Below are 15,149 nucleotides of genomic sequence, written 5' to 3'. Positions count from 1 at the left end.
TCACGCCGCGTCGGGCGATGGCCGAACCGGTCTCCCCGCTACGACTCGCACCCGAGCAGCGCGCCCGCGTGCACATGCTCGCCTCGCTGCTGCTGGACTATCCGGATGCCGAATGGTTCGCGCGACTCGACGCGGTGCGCGAACACCTCGCCGGTCTTCCCGAACCGATCGTGGATGCCGTGGGCGGGTTCATCGATCGGGCCCAGGATGCCGGCCCGCTCGCGTGGCAACGGCTGTACGTGACCACCTTCGACCTCAAGCGCAAGTGCAGCCTCTACCTCAGCTATTACGCGACGGGCGACACGCGCCGTCGGGGCGTGGCACTCGTGACCTTCCTCGAGGCCTACCGCGCCGCAGGCTGGGAGTTCGAGGCGGACGATCTGCCGGACTTCCTGCCCGCCGTGCTCGAGTTCTCGGCGCGCTCCGGGTCCGACATCGCCGACGCGCTCATCGCCTCCCACCGCGAAGGCATCGAGGTGCTGCGCGCCGCGCTCGAGGGCCTCGACAGCCCGTGGGCGGCGCTCGTGCGCGCCGTGACCCTCTCTCTGCCGTCGATCGACGCGAAGACGCGCGAGCGCTTCCTCGAGCTCATCAACGAGGGCCCGCCGACCGAGACGGTCGGATTGAGCTTCCTCGGCCAGCTTCCGCCGTACCGTGCCGTCTCACAGGAGGAATCGTGACCGCGCTGCAGATTATCCTCTGGGTCGCCGTTCCCTACGCGGCGATCTCGGTGTTTATCGTCGGACACATCTGGCGCTACCGCTACGACAAGTTCGGCTGGACGACGCGGTCGAGCCAGACCTATGAGAACCGGCTGCTGCGGTGGGGTTCGCCGATGTTCCATCTCGGCATCCTGATGGTCATCGCCGGCCACGCCGTCGGCCTCCTGATCCCGCGCGAGTGGCTGTACGCGGTGGGGGTGAACGAGGAGATCTACCACTTCGGCGCGACCACACTCGGCAGCTTCGCGGCGGCGTTGACGCTCGCCGGCCTCGCGATCCTGATCTACCGGCGCCGCACGGTGGGGCCCGTCTTCCTGGCCACGACCGTCATGGACAAGGTCATGTACGTGTTCCTCGCCGCCGCTCTCGGCTTCGGCACGGCCGCGACCGTCGTCTACCAGGTGTTCGGGGGCGGTTTCCACTACCGCGAGACGATCTCGCCGTGGATCCGCAGCATCCTGATCTTCCAGCCCGACGTGACCCTCATGGAGGGCGTGCCGCTGCTGTTCCAACTGCACGTGCTCTCTGCGTGGGCCCTCTTCGCGCTGTGGCCGTTCACGCGGCTCGTGCACGTGTTCTCGGCACCCATCGGATACCTCTTCCGGCCCTACATCGTCTACCGCTCGCGAGACGCGAACCGGGAGCCCGCGCCCCGCGCCGCGGATGGGACCCGGTGCAGCAGCCCGACCCGGAGCGACTGCGCGGCCTGTAGAGCTCAACTCCGCGTGACCAACCGCACCGGCACGGTGCGGTAGCCCGCGACGGGCGCCTCCTCACGCGTCGCCGGATGCCGCACGTCGAGCTCGAGCGAGCCCACGGCGAGCACTTCGCGCACGAGCACCCGTAGCTCGAGCGTCGAGAGCCCGCGCCCGGGGCACACGTGCGGGCCGGTGCCGTAGACGAGGTTGCCTGCGGCATGGGCGTGGGGGCGAAGGCGTCGGGGTCGGCGAACGCGGCGGGGTCGCGGTTCGCGGCGCGCCAATCGAGCACGACGATGTCGCCCGCCGCCACCTGGCAGCCCTCGACGACCGCGTCGCGCGTCGCGACGCGCCGGTTCGAGACGAAGGGGTCGTCGAGCCGCAGGATCTCGTCGATCGCCGCATCGAGCTCGTGATCGGATGCCGCCCCGAGCCGCGCGGCATGGCGCGGATGCATCGCGAGCCAGTGCAGCACGATGCCCGCGCACAGGGCGAGAGACGACAGGTCTCCCCGGTCCAGTTGCGTAGCACCGAGACGAGCTCGTCGTCGCTCAGCGTGCTGCCGTCCTCTGCGCGCACCGTCATGAGCCGCGCCGTGACGTCGTCGTGGGGTGTCGCGCGTCGCTCGGCGACCAACGACGCCACGATCGCGTCGAAGTCCTCGGCGACCCGTCGCATCCGCTCGGTGTCGCGGGAGCGACTCGCGGCGCGGTTCTCGGCGACCCAGTCCAGCAGGGTGTCCTCAAGATCGGCGCGCCACCCGAGCCAGGCCGATTGCGCCCGGACGGCGTAGCGTGCGCCCACCTCGTGCACGGCGTCGAAGGTGCCCCCGCGGCGACCAGCTCGGTCAGCAGCGTGCGGGCGATCTGCGCGAACCGCGGTTCGAGCGGGTCGATCGCCTCGGATGCCAGGAACGGATCGAGCAGACGGCGAGCTGCCGCGTGCTCCTCACCGTCGAGTCCGTTCGGCACGTGAACGTGCTGTGAGACCGCGTTCGAGAAGGTGTGCGGGTCGTCAGCCACCGCGATGACGGTGTCGTGCCGGCGGATGACGAGTCGCCCGTGGTCGTCGACATCGGGGGCGTGCGGGTCATCCTCCGACATGGAACACCCCCGCGCGCCCTTCTCAGCATCGCTCATGCGATGCGTGACGAAAGGATAATCGCCCGCTTCAGGGAAGACGAGTTCCACGAAGCCGCCCTGCGCGGGCTGCAGCGCGAGCGCCTGCGAGCCGCCCGGGTCACTCGGGCGGAGCCGATAGCCGCCCTCGAGGTACACGGTGTCGAACTGCCCGCCCACGACGTGGAACGCCGAGGGCGTGTTGGGCCCCGCATCCAGCACCCAGACGCGCACCCGCTCTCCCGCGGTGGCCGTCAGCGGGCGATGCACGTACTGATCGGCATACCCGTTGAACGCGACCAGATCGGGCGTCTCGGTGGCGATCTTGGCAGCGTCCGCGGGCTCCCCTTGCGGTCCGAGGTAGAGCTCGCCCTGAACGAGGAGGTACTCGTGCGTGACGGGGGTGAGATCGGGCGGATCGATGATGACGGCTCCATACATGCCGTTCGCGATGTGCATCGACATGGGCATCGTCGAGCAGTGGTACATCCAGATGCCGGCCTGGCTCGCCGTGAAGGTGTACCGGAGCGTCTCGCCAGGCTGGATCGTGCGCATCGGCTCGTTCGGCGCGAGCGAGCCGGCGTGGAAGTCGATCGAATGGCCGATGCTGCCGTCGTTCACGAGGGTGATCTCGAAGACGTCGCCGATCTTGCCGCGCAGCACGGGTCCGGGAGCGCTGCCGCCGAAGGTCCAGCGCGTCTGCGTGACCCCGGGCGCCACCTCGGCCACGACCTCCTCGGCGCGCAGGGTCACGCGGTGCACGGTCGACGCGGATGCGGGAGGGAGCTCTGCGGGCCAGGCCTCGAAGTCCTCGGCGGGCTCGCGCTCGAGGTCGACGTCGTCGGCCGCGCTCGGGCCCGTCGCCGCCGACCCGTGACCCTCGTGCGTTCCAGGGTCAGGTTTCGCGGATGGTGCGCTCGCCTCGGGCGCCCCCGTCACGTCGACCCGCAGCTCCATGCCCATCTGGCGGTGTCCCGCGATCGAGCACCAGCCATCCAGATCGGCACCCAGCACACCGACCTCGATCACTTCGCTCTTTCCGGGCGCGAGGCGCTCGGTGCGCACGCCGTTCGCGAAGGTCAGGTCGTGCACATCCGTGCCCGTGTTCTCGAAGGTGACGACGAGAGCGTTGCCGTAGGGCACCTCGATGACGGCCGGTGTGAACCGCATGCCGCTCACCTGAACGGTCACCTCGGTGGTCTCCCCGGTGGGCACGACCTCGCCCTGGGCGGTGGTCGAGATCCCGACAGCGGCGGGATCCGCGGCGATGCCCCCGCAATGCAGAGGGCCAGCACGGTGAAGGCCGCCACGACCGCGCCGGAGCGACGTCGGGGGCCTCGGGCAGTTCGGCGGCCGGCACCCCGAGGCCGACGATCGGACGGCGATCGGGGGCCGCCCCTCGCCGCGGCGCACACGTCGGCCCACGACGAGCGATCGCACGACGAGCACGAGGAAGGCCAGCACGACAGCGGCGGCGACGAACGACAGCAGCACTCGGGCGAGAGACGGCATGGGAAGCAGGTAGAGGGCGATCGCACCGTTGAGCGCGACGACGCGGAACACCGCGCCGCGGTCCAACTCCTCGGCGCCCGCCTTCGCGGCCGCGGGACTCCCCATCGCCACCACGGGAAGCAGGTAGCTCAGTGCGCCCGTCACGATCTGCACCGCGAACCCGGCCACGAGCGGCCCGAGCACGATGAGGTATCCATCGCGCAATGACGCCCAGTCGTCGGCGGTGAGCGCCTGCACCGCGAGGGTCGCGGCGGCGACGAGCAGCCATCCGTACGCGGCGCCGAGACTGTAGCCCGCGAAGGTGCCCGGAGGCATCGCCCGCGCCTGACGCCAGCCCTCGACACCCACGAGCGCGGCACCGACGATCCAGATGACCATGCCCACGGCCACGAGCGGACGCACCCCGAGGAGGGGCCCGAGCGCGGACACCGCGAGACCCGCGACGAGCAGCGGAAGCGCGCGTCGGCCGGCGGCATCCGCGCTCTGTTGCACGCGGGCGTGCAAGACCGTCGGCCACAGCAGCACGAGCGTTCCGAGTACCGTGAGACCGATCCAGCCGTAGGCGTTCAGCACGATGTGCGCCGTCACGAGACGGTCGGTCGTATCGGAGGAGTCGAGCAGCGACATCGCGACGCCGAGCACGATGCCGCCGAGGAACACGAGCGCCGCGGCGACGTAGTACCGCACGAGCGGCGCGAACCGGGCAGGCAGGGCCCGCCGGAGCTGAAGCGCGAGCAGCACGGCGTGCACGAGCACCGCGAGGGCGATGGCGCTCGCGCCGGCCACCACGAGCACCGTGGCGTCCACGAGCATGCCTGCGGTCACGGTGAGCGCGCCCGCGGTCTGCAGCGCGAGCCGGATGCCGAGCCCGGCGCGCCCGATCGGGGCCTGTCTCCGCGTGAGGGTGTCGGCGAAATGCTGCGACCAGACCAGGATCGCGGCGGTGACGGCGCCCAGCAACGGCACGTGCACCATGAGCCAGAGCGGACGGTCGACCGAGCGGTGCACGGTCACGGCCACGAGAGTGAGCACGAGCCAGCCCAGTACGACCGAGTTCGTCAGCAGGTACCAGTTACGCCGCGACACGAGCGGCCTCCTTCCGCGCCGCGCGCCGGGCACGCAGCGTGAGGGTGATCGCCAGGAGGGCGAACAGCAGGATGCCGGCCACCGAGGCGGCACCTCCCACCTGCAGCGCGATCACGACGCCCCACGCGTCGCCCGCCACGATCCGCAGGAGGAGGCCCGCCTGCAGGAGCGCGACGGGCACATAGAGCGCCGGGTGGTAGGGAATCGAGACCTGCAGCACCGCGGGCAGGATGAGGGCGCGTGCGCCATGATCATGGTGATCACGAAGCCGAGGAAGATCGCGTGCGTCGTCGCGTCGTAGATGGCGCCCTCGAGGCGGGCGCCGCCGAGCAGCCACCCGGCACCGGCGACCGTCAGCCAGACGTATCCGGTCAGCAGGCAGAGGGCGACGAAACGCGGAAGTCCCGTGCGGTGCACCGTGACGCGCGCCACATCGTGCCGCAGCAACCATGAGACGAGCAACAGCAGGATGACTCCCGCGATCGGTACGGCGACGACGGGGGCCGTGAGCGTCACGAGCGCGGTCAGTGAGAGGGCCACCGCGAGGATGAACAGCATGCGTTCGGCGGGAAGCCCGGGCGAGGCGATCCGCGCGAGTTCGAGGCGCTCCCCGCGATGGTGAGCACGAGGAACGCCGCGAGCAGGGGCACGAGCGGTGCCGCTGCCACGCCCGCGGTCCACACGGCCGCCGCCGCTGCACCGGCGACCACGCCCATCGCCTGCACGGCCGTGGCCGTCATGGGTTGGCGGCGCCAGATCGCGAAGTACTGCGCGAGGTGGGCCAGCAGCCCGAGCAGCACCATCGTCCGCCCCGCAGCGGGGGCGCCGGAGAGAGCGCCAGGAGTGCGCCGACCGCGAGCAGCACGGGGGCGGCGTACGCCCACGCGCGCCGCAGCGCGACGGCCCGCTCGAGCGAGATCAGCGTGCCCACGAAGCCGAAGACCAGCAGGGGTGCGTGCAGTTCAGCGAGCCGATCGGCGAACACCGGAAGGGGCATCCCGATCAGCACGAGTCCCGCGTAGAGCCCGAGCAACAGCAGCGCTCCGGCAGGTGCGATGAGCACGAGCCGGACACCAGGGGCACGGGTGACCACACTTCGACGCTACTGGGCCCCAAAAGGGTCTTTGGTCCCGGTAGCGACGGCATCGCCTGCACGCCAGGCGGCCCGGGATGAGGCATTCTGGTCAGATGTCCGAGCAGCACCCCTGGCATCGATACGTCGCGATCGGCGACTCGTTCACGGAGGGCATCGGCGACCCCGAGCCACGGGTGCCGGGCGGTCACCGCGGATGGGCCGACCGAGTGGCCGAGGTGCTCGACGCACAGAGCGAGGACTTCGCCTACGCGAACCTCGCGATCCGTGGGCGCCTGCTGCAGCAGATCCTCGACGAGCAGGTCGAGCCGGCGCTCGAGCTGCGCCCCGACCTCATCACGATCTCGGCGGGCGGTAACGACATCATCCGTCCGGGTACCGATCCGGATGAGGTGGCCGGGCGGCTCGAGGGCGGCATCGCGCGGCTCCGCAGCGAGGGCGCCACGGTCGTGCTCTTCAACGGGCCCGACATCGGCGAGACACCGGTGTTGCGGCGCATCCGCGGCAAGGTCGCGATCTACAACGAGAACCTGCACTACATCGCCAAGAAGCACGACGCGATCGTCGCCGACATGTGGGCGCTGCGGGAGCTCGCCGACCCGCGCATGTGGGCGCCGGATCGCCTGCACTTCTCCCCCACCGGTCATCACACGATCGCGCGGATGGTGCTCGACGCCCTCGGGGTTGAGAACGAGCTCGAGCCCTACCAGCCCGAGCCGCTGCCCGCGAAGCCGTGGCGGCAGGCGCGCATCGACGACATCGTCTGGGCGCGCGAGTACTTCGGGCCGTGGATCCTGCGCCGCATCCGCCGCACGTCATCCGGTGACGGCATCACCCCCAAGCGACCGCGGCCCGAGCGGGTGGATCCCTCCACAGGGTCGGCCGGCTGAGGAGCGACCGCCGGAGGCGGACGTCTCGAAACCGGCCCCTCACTCCATGCCGAAGATGATCTCCGGGTGTCCGAGTCGCCACCAGGGTCCCGGATCGTCGACGTCGCCTGACAGCACGAGCGGCACGGTGAGGGTGCGCTGCCCGGCGGTGAAGACGGCCTGGCCGACCGTGTCGCCCTGCTCGGCGAGCCGGATGCCGCCGGCCGTCGCCGAGACCGCGATGGGTGTGTCTCCCCACACCACGACCGAGGCGCTCTCGCCGGCGATGGCGCGCGTCTCCGCGCCCCACGGTGTCGTGTAGCTCGCGAACACGTCGCCCGCCGCGACGAGCTGCACCTCGTGGAATCCCGCCTGCGCCTGCGCGATGAGATCTCGGATCGCGGCGTTGATCGTGGGATGGTCGGGGCCGCCGAGCACCACGCCCACGAGTTCGATCGTCTCGGACCCCACCTGGATCGAGGAGGAGAAGAGCAGGTTCGCCCCGAAGCTGTCGAGGGTGCCCGTCTTGATGCCGTCGATGCCGTCGTGCCCGATGAGCGCGTTGGTGTTCTTGACGGTGCCGATGTCGTGGATCTCGACGCTCTTGGTGCCGACGATCTCGGCCACGACCGGATGCTCGAGAGCGAGCTCGCCGAGCCGGACGATGTCGCCGACCGTGCCCGTGCTGCGCGGGTCGAGGCCCGAGGTGTCGACGACCGTGATGGTGTCGAGCTGGTTCTTCGCGAGCCACGCCTGGGCCGCCGCGAGATAGGCATCGGTCGAGCCGAACGCCCAGGTGGCGAGGGTCGCGGCGTAGTTGTTGGCCGAGTCGATGAGCATGATCTCGAGCAGTTCGCGTTCGCTGAAGGTCCACCCCGCCGAGACGGGGGCGACCGAGCCGTTGCGGGCGATGTAGTCGCGATACGAGGCGACATCCGCGGCGCTCATCGTGACGGCGGGGCCGGGGTCGTCGGCGGAGATCGGATGCGCGTCGAGCACGGTGAGGGCCGTCACGACCTTCGTGATGCTCGCCATCGGCACGGCATCCGCGGTGCCGGCCTGCGCGAGCAGGCCGTCGTAGCCGAGGGCGGCGATCGCCGAGGCGCCGTAGGAGGGCAGCGTTGTCTCGGCGGCCGCGGGCGTCTGGATGCTCGGCACCTCGAGCGCGGCGGCCGTCTCGGTGACGGGCGCGAAGAGGGTGAGCGGCAGGTAGGCGATGCCGGCGAGCACGGCGAACAGGCCGCCGAAGACGACGATCCGGCGTCGACGGTAGATCTGGCGTCGGGTCAGGGGCACCCGAGCATTATCCCCGGGGCGCGCTGCGAGACCGCGCAACGGACGCTCTCACGGGTTGTTTCGGCGTCAGATGCGCGGTCTCGTTCACACGCGCAGCGCCCAGAGCGCGACCGCGGATGCGGCGGCGACGTTGAGCGAGTCGATGCCGCGCTGCATGGGGATCGTCACGACACGGTCGGCGTTCGCCAGGGCCGCACGGCTCAGGCCATCACCCTCGGTGCCCATCAGCAGGGCGACCCGCTCGGGAGGACCGACCGCGTAGGCGTCGAGCGTGATCGCTCCGTCCTCGAGGGCAAGCGCCGCGATCTCGAAGCCGGCCGCGTGCAGCTCCTCGGCGCCCTGCGGCCACTCCGGCAGGCGCGTCCAGGGCACCTGCAGCACCGCCGCCATGCTCACGCGCACCGAGCGGCGATAAAGCGGGTCGGCGCAGCGCGGGGTGACGAGCACCGCATCCGCGCCGAGCGCCGCGACGGCGCGGAAGATGGCCCCGACGTTCGTGTGGTCGACGATGTCCTCGAGCACGACGACCCGTCGCGCGTCGCGCAGCAGCTCCCCGACCGCGGGCAGTTCGGGACGGTGCATCGACGCGAGGGCACCTCGGTGCAGCACGAAACCGGTGATGTCTTCGAGCAGCTCGGCGGGCGCCACGTAGACGGGCACGTCCACGCCGTCGAGCAGGGGCGCGAGATCGGGGATCCACTTCTCCTGCAGCAGCACCGAGCGCGGCCGGTGACCGGCCTCGAACGCCCGCTGGATGACCTTCGTCGATTCGGCGATGTACAAGCCGCCCGCGGGCTCCGAGAGCCGACGCAGCACGACATCCGTGAGACGGAAGTAATCACTGAGCCGGGGATCGTGGGGATCGTCGACCGGCACGAGCTGCATGCTGCGATTCTGCCAGCCCGCCGAAACATGCCGGAAAAACTTCGGGCCTACGCTGAAGGAAGGAGGCGCGGATGTCGATCGTGACACTGCCTGCGGGTGAGACCGACGGCACGCTGACGCCTGCGCTCGATGCCGCGGAGCGCCTGCTCGACGGGCGGCGGATCGCGGTGCTCACGGGCGCCGGGGTATCGACCGACTCCGGCATCCCCGACTACCGCGGCGAGGGGGCGCCTCGCCGCTCCCCCATGCAGTTCGCGACCTTCCTCGCCGACGAACGCGCGCGCAAGCGCTACTGGGCGGGATCCCACCTCGGCTGGGAGCACTTCTCCTCCGTCACGCCCAACGCTGGCCACCGCGCGATCGCCGAGCTCGAATCGCGCGGCATCGTCACGGGCGTCATCACGCAGAACGTCGACGGGCTGCACGCCCGCGCCGGCTCCCGGCGCGTCGTCGAGCTGCACGGCGCCATGCGCCGCGTCACCTGCCTCGTCTGCGGGCAGAGCTTCGCGCGCGCAGACATCGCCGACCGCATGGCCCGCGAGAACCCCTGGCTCGGCTATCCGGATGCCGTGCAGACCGGTCCGGACGGCGACGTCGAGATCGAGTCGGTCGATCGGATGGTGCTGCCGCGCTGCACCGTATGCGGCGGCACGCTCAAGCCTGACGTGGTGTTCTTCGGCGAGTTCGTCCCCCGCCCGTGTTCGCGGCCGCGCGCGCCCTCGTCGTCGGGGCCGAGGCACTGCTCATCGCGGGATCCTCGCTCGTCGTGAACTCCGGCATCCGACTGCTCGATCAGGCGACGAGGCGCCGTATGCCGGTCGTCATCGTCAACCGCGGGGAGACACGAGGAGATCGACGCGCGAGCCTCAAGATCGACGCGGGAACCTCCGAGGTGCTCAGTTCGCTCGCAGCGCGGCTGTAGCGGGCGCGCCGCTTCGGTAGTCTCGATCCTTCGGGCGTGAACCGCCCGCGGAGGATCCATGACCGAGCTCTATCTCGTACGCCACGGCGAGACCGAATGGAATGCGGCGCGTCGCATCCAGGGCCGCACCGACATCCCGCTCAACGACACCGGGCGGGAGCAGGCCCGTCAGGCCGCCGAACTGCTCGCCCGCCGCCGTTGGCAGGGCGTGTACACGAGCCCGCTCGGGCGCGCGCACGAGACCGCGCGCATCATCGCCGATCGACTCGGTCTCGCCGGTGTCACCGATATCGACGCCCTCGTCGAGCGCGACTACGGCGAGGCCGAAGGTATGGGCTTCGACGAGATCGAGGCGCTCTACCCCGAGGGTGCGTGCGCCCGGCCAGGAGACGCGGGAGGAGGTCGCCGCGCGCGTGGTGCCCGCGCTGCTCGAGCTCGCCGAGCGCCACCCCGGCGAGCGTCTCGTGATCGTGAGCCACGGCGGCGCGATCCGCTCGGTGTTGCAGGCCGCGGAGCCCGGCACCCGGCATCCGCGCATCACGAACGCCTCGGTGCACAGCTTCCGCGTCGAAGACGGCGCGCTGCGACTCATCGCGTTCGACGACCCGATCGAGGAGGAATCGCTGCTGCCGGAGCGCTCCGATCTCGATGCGCAGAACGCGCTCGAGGCGCAGGAGGACGAGGCATGAGCGCCGCGTACCTGGAGCGTCTGCGCGAGCTCGGCCTCGAGGTCGCCATCCGCGAGTTCCCCGAGGGCACGCACACAGCACAGGATGCGGCGGACGCGATCGGCTGCCCCGTCGCGGCGATCGTCAAGAGCTTGGTGTTCGTGCTCGACGACGAGCCGATTCTCGTGTTGGTCTCGGGAGCGAACCGCGTCGACACGGATGTGCTCGGGGCGCGGCTCGGCGGTGCACTGGGCAAGGCTGATGCTCGCACCGTGAAGCAGGCGACGGGCTACTCGATCGGCGGCGTGCCGCCGCTCGCCCATCCGACTCCGCTGCGCACCGTGATCGACGAGGACCTGCTCGCGCTCGAGACGCTCTGGGCCGCCGCAGGCAGCGCGACGGCGGTGTTCCCGCTCACGCCCGACGACCTCGTGGGGTTGTCGGGTGGCGAGGTGCTGTCGGTGACGGCGTCCCCTGCTGAGTGAGGAGGATCAGTCCCGCGCACGCCCCACGCGCTCGAGCACCTCGAGCAGCGCCCGCGCCGAGCGGTTCCAGTCGAACCGGGCCGCCTGCTCACGTGCGGCGACCGAGCGAGCCACCCAAGCATCCGCGTCATCGAGCTGGCGGATCGCCCCGACCACCGACCGCACGTCGCGCGGGTCGGCATAGACGGCCGCCTCTCCCCGATCTCGCGGAAGATCGGGATGTCGGACACCACGATCGGGGTGCCTCGCACCATCGCTTCCACCAGCGGCAGCCCGAATCCCTCGTCGAACGACATCGTGACGAGTGCGAGCGCGCGGTCCAGCAGCGCCTCGTACTCGGCGTCGGTGACCCCGTCGTGGATCACGAGCGCCCCCTCGGGTGCCAGCGCCGTCAATCGCTCGCGGTCGGCGTCGCCGATGCGGCTCAAGAGGTGCAGACGGTACCCCGGCAGCTCGTGCAGAGCGCGAGCGACAGCTTCGACGTTCTTGTAGGGCATGAACGAGCCCATGTACACGAGGTCACGCGTCTCGGGCTGAGCCCGAGCAGCATCCGTCTCCACCGGATCCGCGGCGTTCGACACGATCGTGATCGGCCGGTCGGTGAGCCGGTGCTCGAGCATGAGCTGGCGCGTCGTCGCCGACACCGTGACCACCTCGTCGGCGCGGTTGAGCAGCATCCGCTGGGGCCACCACGCCAGGTGGTACAGCCGCCACATGATGCGGATCGGCCAGGCCAGATCGCGCGGGGGCGTGCGGTTGCGGTAGTAGATCAGGTCGTGCAGGGTCAGCACGAGCCCGTACCTGCGCCCCCACGAGCCGATCGTCTGCATGGGGCTGAACAGCACGTCGGGGTGCAAGGCGTTCAACCGCCGGGCGATCGTGAGCTCGCGCGGACTCGTTGGGCTCGTCGCGAGCCGCCAGGGGAGCTCGGGCAGCAGGGCGAGCTGGCGCTCGTCGTCGATGACCATCACGACCTCGTGCCCCGCCTGGGCCGCCAGCGGTGCGAGTGCGGCCACGAGGTTCGCCGTATAGCGGCTGATGCCGTCGTGCCGCGGGTATCGCGTGTAGCGGCAGTCGACGAGGATCCTCACCGCGCGGCCCCGCCCGCCGGTGGAGACGCGGCGGGCAGCTCGGCGAGGAAGGAGCGGATGGCGTCGGCGACGAGGTCGGGCGTCTCGTAGTGAGCGAGGTGGCCGGTTCCCGGCAGCACGACGAGCCGCGCGTCGGGGAACAGCTCGACGGCTTCGCGCTGTCCCGCGAGCGGCGCGATGCGGTCGCGCTCCCCGCGATGAGCACCGTCGGCACGGTGACCCGCGGCGCCGCGGCGCGAACATCCGTGCTCACCGACGCGCGGAACGCCTCGGCGACCGTGCGAGGATCCGAGAACCCGTTGAAGTAGCGGTGGTGCTCCTCGTGAATCCAGCGCCGCAGCATGCGGTCGGGCGTGTTCACGAGGCTCATGCTCATGAACCGCACGATGAGCCAGTTGCCGAGCCACACGCGCGCGAGGGCCTGCGGCATGGCGCGCGTCACGCCGTAGAACGCGCGCGTCGCCGCGGTGATGCCGCGGCCGGCCGCGACCTTCGGGTCGGTCGTGATGGGGTTGACGAGCACGAGCGCTCGCGTCGGCAGGCCGTCGGCGATCGCGTGCGCGGCGATCATCGAGCCGAAGGAGTGCCCGAGCACGACAGGCGGTGCGCTCAGCTCGAGGGCCTCGAGGAAGGCTCCGAGCCAACGTCCGTAACCGGCGATCGAATGGGGTGCCTCGGTGAGGGGCGTGGAGTCGCCGAAGCCGGGCAGATCGGGGCTGATCACGCGGATGCCGTCGAGCTGCGCGATGACGGCCTCCAGCCCGTGGTGGTCGCCGCGGTAGCCGTGGGCGAGCACGAGAACGTCGCGGGCGTCCTCCGGGCCGAAATCCCAGAACCGGGTGCGGGATCCGAGGATCGTGAACTCGCGCTCACGCACCGGAATCCGGGCGAGCGCGGCGGCGTGCGGAGTCGGGACGGCCATCCCAGCGATTCTAGGCTGGCGTCCAGCGCGCAAGGTGACAGACTCGACGTGTGACGTTCACGGCTCCTATCACGCTGCCCGGCCTCACCCTCGATCCCCAGTGGTACCGCCGCGCGGTGTTCTACGAGGTGATGGTGCGTTCCTTCGTCGATTCCAACGGCGACGGCTCCGGCGACCTCGCCGGCCTCATCTCGAAGCTCGACTACCTGCAGTGGCTCGGGGTCGATGCGCTGTGGATCCCGCCGATCTACCAGTCGCCGCTGCGCGACGGCGGCTACGACGTGGCCGACTACACGCAGATCCTGCCGGAGTTCGGCACCCTGGAGGAGTTCCGCGAGCTCGTGACCAAGGCGCACGAGCGCAACATGCGCGTCATCATCGACCTTCCCCTCAACCACACCTCCGACCAGCACGAGTGGTTCCAGCAGTCGCGGCTCGACCCCGAGGGTCCCTACGGTGACTTCTACGTGTGGCGCGACACCGACGAGGGGTACCCCAACGTCCGCATCATCTTCACCGACTACGAGGACTCGAACTGGGCCTTCGACTCCGAGCGGCGCCAGTTCTACTTCCACCGCTTCTTCTCCCACCAGCCCGATCTCAACTTCCGCAATCCCGCCGTTCACGAGGCGGTGTTCGACATCATCCGCTTCTGGATGGACATGGGGGTCGACGGCTTCCGACTGGATGCGATCCCGTACCTCTACGAGTCGGAGGAGGGATCCGGCGAGGGCGAGCCCGAGACGCACGAGTTCATCAAGGCTGTGCGCCGGATGATGGACGAGGAGTACCCGGGACGGGTGATGATCGCCGAGGCGAACCAGTGGCCCGCCGAGGTCGTCGAGTTCATGGGCACCGACGAGGAGCCGCAGTGCCACATGGCCTTCGACTTCCCGGTGATGCCGCGCATCTTCTACTCGCTCCGTTCGCAGTCGGCTCAGGAGCTCACCCGCGTGCTCTCCGAGACCACCGACACTCCCGCGGGCGCCGGCTGGGGTGTGTTCCTGCGCAACCACGACGAGCTGACCCTCGAGATGGTCTCCGAGGAGTATCGGCAGGCGATGTACGGCTGGTACGCCTACGACCCGCGGATGCGCGTGAACGTGGGCATCCGACGCCGCCTCGCGCCGCTGCTGGACAACTCGCGAGCCGAGCTCGAGCTCGCCCACGCGCTGCTGTTCTCGCTGCCGGGATCGCCGTTCCTGTATTACGGCGACGAGATCGGCATGGGCGACAACATCTGGCTCCCCGACCGCGACGCCTCCCGCACGCCGATGCAGTGGACGCCCGACCGCAACGCGGGATTCTCCACGGCCGACCCCGGCAAGCTCTACCTGCCGATCGTGCAGTCGCTCGTCTACAACTACTCGCTCGTCAACGTCGAGTCGCAACTCGCTCAGTCGCGCTCGCTCCTGCACTGGGTGCGCAACGTCATCCACGTGCGGAAGGGGCATCCGGTGTTCGGGCTCGGTTCGATCAAGGTGCTCCGCACCAACCACGAGTCGGTGCTCGCCTTCGTGCGTGAATACGAAGGATCCGGAACCCAGTTCGGCGATGCCCCGGAGCGCGTGCTGTGCGTGTTCTCCTTCTCGCACAACCCCGTCTCGGTATCCATCGAGATCGAGGGCGAGGAGGAGTCACGCCCTACGACCTGTTCGGCGGCGGCGCGTTCCCGACGATCGGCGACGATGGCGTTCTCACGCTCACTCTCGCCACTCAGAGCTTCTTCTGGCTGCACCTCGGAGAGCCGCGCACAGCGCTTCCGCGCGCCTTCTGAGCGTC

At 70.2% G+C, this 15,149-nt stretch carries 10 protein-coding genes and 7 pseudogenes; 7 read left to right on the top strand and 10 right to left on the bottom strand.

The window, feature by feature from the left end:
* The first annotated feature begins 17 nt into the window (after positions 1-17).
* Together narJ and narI are read left to right on the top strand one after the other, a co-directional pair.
* Entirely contained in the window at positions 18-680 is a 663-nt protein-coding gene (narJ, locus tag QQK29_RS14975) for a nitrate reductase molybdenum cofactor assembly chaperone (protein WP_284301412.1), read from the top strand.
* Positions 677-1,477, top strand: a complete 801-nt coding sequence (gene narI / locus QQK29_RS14970) for a respiratory nitrate reductase subunit gamma (protein ID WP_348533883.1) — start codon at positions 677-679, stop codon at positions 1,475-1,477. Before narJ ends, narI begins: the two co-directional genes overlap by 4 nt.
* On the opposite strand, the gene QQK29_RS14965 is transcribed toward narI, so the two are convergent.
* The 5 genes and pseudogenes from QQK29_RS14965 to QQK29_RS14935 form a co-directional block, all read right to left on the bottom strand.
* The gene (locus tag QQK29_RS14965; protein WP_284301410.1) at positions 1,438-1,563 is read right to left on the bottom strand and encodes a hypothetical protein; all 126 of its coding nucleotides are present in this window, start codon (positions 1,561-1,563) and stop codon (positions 1,438-1,440) included. The genes narI and QQK29_RS14965 overlap by 40 nt on opposite strands.
* A gap of 140 nt (positions 1,564-1,703) precedes the next feature.
* Positions 1,704-1,877 (bottom strand): annotated as a pseudogene (locus QQK29_RS18790) (cytochrome P450); the annotation flags it as partial.
* Positions 1,878-2,001: 124 nt separating this feature from the next.
* Positions 2,002-5,136, bottom strand: a complete 3,135-nt coding sequence (locus tag QQK29_RS14955; protein WP_284301406.1) for a multicopper oxidase domain-containing protein — start codon at positions 5,134-5,136, stop codon at positions 2,002-2,004.
* Positions 5,123-5,939 (bottom strand): annotated as a pseudogene (locus QQK29_RS18930) (DUF8744 domain-containing protein). The gene QQK29_RS14955 and the pseudogene QQK29_RS18930 overlap by 14 nt, the downstream one beginning before the upstream one ends.
* The gene (locus tag QQK29_RS14935; protein WP_284301398.1) at positions 5,873-6,229 is read right to left on the bottom strand and encodes a DUF8744 domain-containing protein; all 357 of its coding nucleotides are present in this window, start codon (positions 6,227-6,229) and stop codon (positions 5,873-5,875) included. The pseudogene QQK29_RS18930 and the gene QQK29_RS14935 overlap by 67 nt, the downstream one beginning before the upstream one ends.
* A gap of 95 nt (positions 6,230-6,324) precedes the next feature.
* Between QQK29_RS14935 and QQK29_RS14930 the strand changes: the two genes are divergently transcribed.
* Positions 6,325-7,119, top strand: coding sequence for an SGNH/GDSL hydrolase family protein (locus QQK29_RS14930; RefSeq protein WP_284301396.1), 795 nt, complete (start codon positions 6,325-6,327; stop codon positions 7,117-7,119).
* Positions 7,120-7,158: 39 nt separating this feature from the next.
* Here the strand turns inward: QQK29_RS14930 and QQK29_RS14925 are convergent, their stop codons facing one another.
* Together QQK29_RS14925 and QQK29_RS14920 are read right to left on the bottom strand one after the other, a co-directional pair.
* Positions 7,159-8,394 (bottom strand): D-alanyl-D-alanine carboxypeptidase family protein, encoded by a 1,236-nt coding sequence (locus QQK29_RS14925; protein WP_284301394.1) that lies wholly within the window; start codon positions 8,392-8,394, stop codon positions 7,159-7,161.
* Between the two features lie 84 nt (positions 8,395-8,478).
* A complete protein-coding gene (locus QQK29_RS14920; protein WP_284301392.1) occupies positions 8,479-9,279 on the bottom strand; it encodes a TrmH family RNA methyltransferase in 801 nt (266 codons plus the stop codon).
* A gap of 71 nt (positions 9,280-9,350) precedes the next feature.
* On the opposite strand from QQK29_RS14920, the pseudogene QQK29_RS14915 reads away from it, so the two are divergent.
* The 3 genes and pseudogenes from QQK29_RS14915 (at position 9,351) to QQK29_RS14905 (ending at position 11,354) form a co-directional block, all read left to right on the top strand.
* A pseudogene (locus tag QQK29_RS14915) lies at positions 9,351-10,201 on the top strand (Sir2 family NAD-dependent protein deacetylase).
* Positions 10,202-10,259: 58 nt separating this feature from the next.
* Positions 10,260-10,890: pseudogene (locus QQK29_RS18785) on the top strand (histidine phosphatase family protein).
* Positions 10,887-11,354, top strand: a complete 468-nt coding sequence (locus tag QQK29_RS14905; RefSeq protein WP_284301390.1) for a YbaK/EbsC family protein — start codon at positions 10,887-10,889, stop codon at positions 11,352-11,354. Before QQK29_RS18785 ends, QQK29_RS14905 begins: the two are co-directional and overlap by 4 nt.
* Positions 11,355-11,360: 6 nt before the next feature.
* Here QQK29_RS14905 and QQK29_RS14900 read toward each other — a convergent pair.
* The 3 genes and pseudogenes from QQK29_RS14900 to QQK29_RS14890 all read right to left on the bottom strand — a co-directional run.
* Positions 11,361-12,445 (bottom strand): annotated as a pseudogene (locus QQK29_RS14900) (glycosyltransferase family 4 protein).
* On the bottom strand, positions 12,442-12,564 hold the full coding sequence (locus tag QQK29_RS14895; RefSeq protein ID WP_284301388.1) for a hypothetical protein: 123 nt from the start codon (positions 12,562-12,564) through the stop codon (positions 12,442-12,444). The pseudogene QQK29_RS14900 and the gene QQK29_RS14895 overlap by 4 nt, the downstream one beginning before the upstream one ends.
* 125 nt (positions 12,565-12,689) lie before the next feature.
* Positions 12,690-13,367, bottom strand: a pseudogene (locus QQK29_RS14890) (alpha/beta fold hydrolase); the annotation flags it as partial.
* Positions 13,368-13,417: 50 nt separating this feature from the next.
* On the opposite strand from QQK29_RS14890, the pseudogene treS reads away from it, so the two are divergent.
* Positions 13,418-15,144 (top strand): annotated as a pseudogene (gene treS / locus QQK29_RS14885) (maltose alpha-D-glucosyltransferase).
* The last annotated feature ends 5 nt before the right edge of the window (positions 15,145-15,149 follow it).

It is taken from the genome of Homoserinibacter gongjuensis, from assembly GCF_030161875.1.
Lineage (GTDB): Bacteria > Actinomycetota > Actinomycetes > Actinomycetales > Microbacteriaceae > Homoserinibacter > Homoserinibacter gongjuensis.
The sequence above is the reverse complement of the archived record's forward strand: the minus strand, read 5'-3'. Positions and strand labels throughout refer to the sequence as shown.

Bases quoted from the DNA above. Each gene is read 5' to 3' on its own strand.
- narJ (WP_284301412.1), top strand. From the start codon at position 18: ATGGCCGAACCGGTCTCCCCGCTACGACTCGCACCCGAGCAGCGCGCC.
- QQK29_RS14905 (WP_284301390.1), top strand. From the start codon at position 10,887: ATGAGCGCCGCGTACCTGGAGCGTCTGCGCGAGCTCGGCCTCGAGGTC.
- QQK29_RS14920 (WP_284301392.1), bottom strand. From the start codon at position 9,279: ATGCAGCTCGTGCCGGTCGACGATCCCCACGATCCCCGGCTCAGTGAT.
- QQK29_RS14930 (WP_284301396.1), top strand. From the start codon at position 6,325: ATGTCCGAGCAGCACCCCTGGCATCGATACGTCGCGATCGGCGACTCG.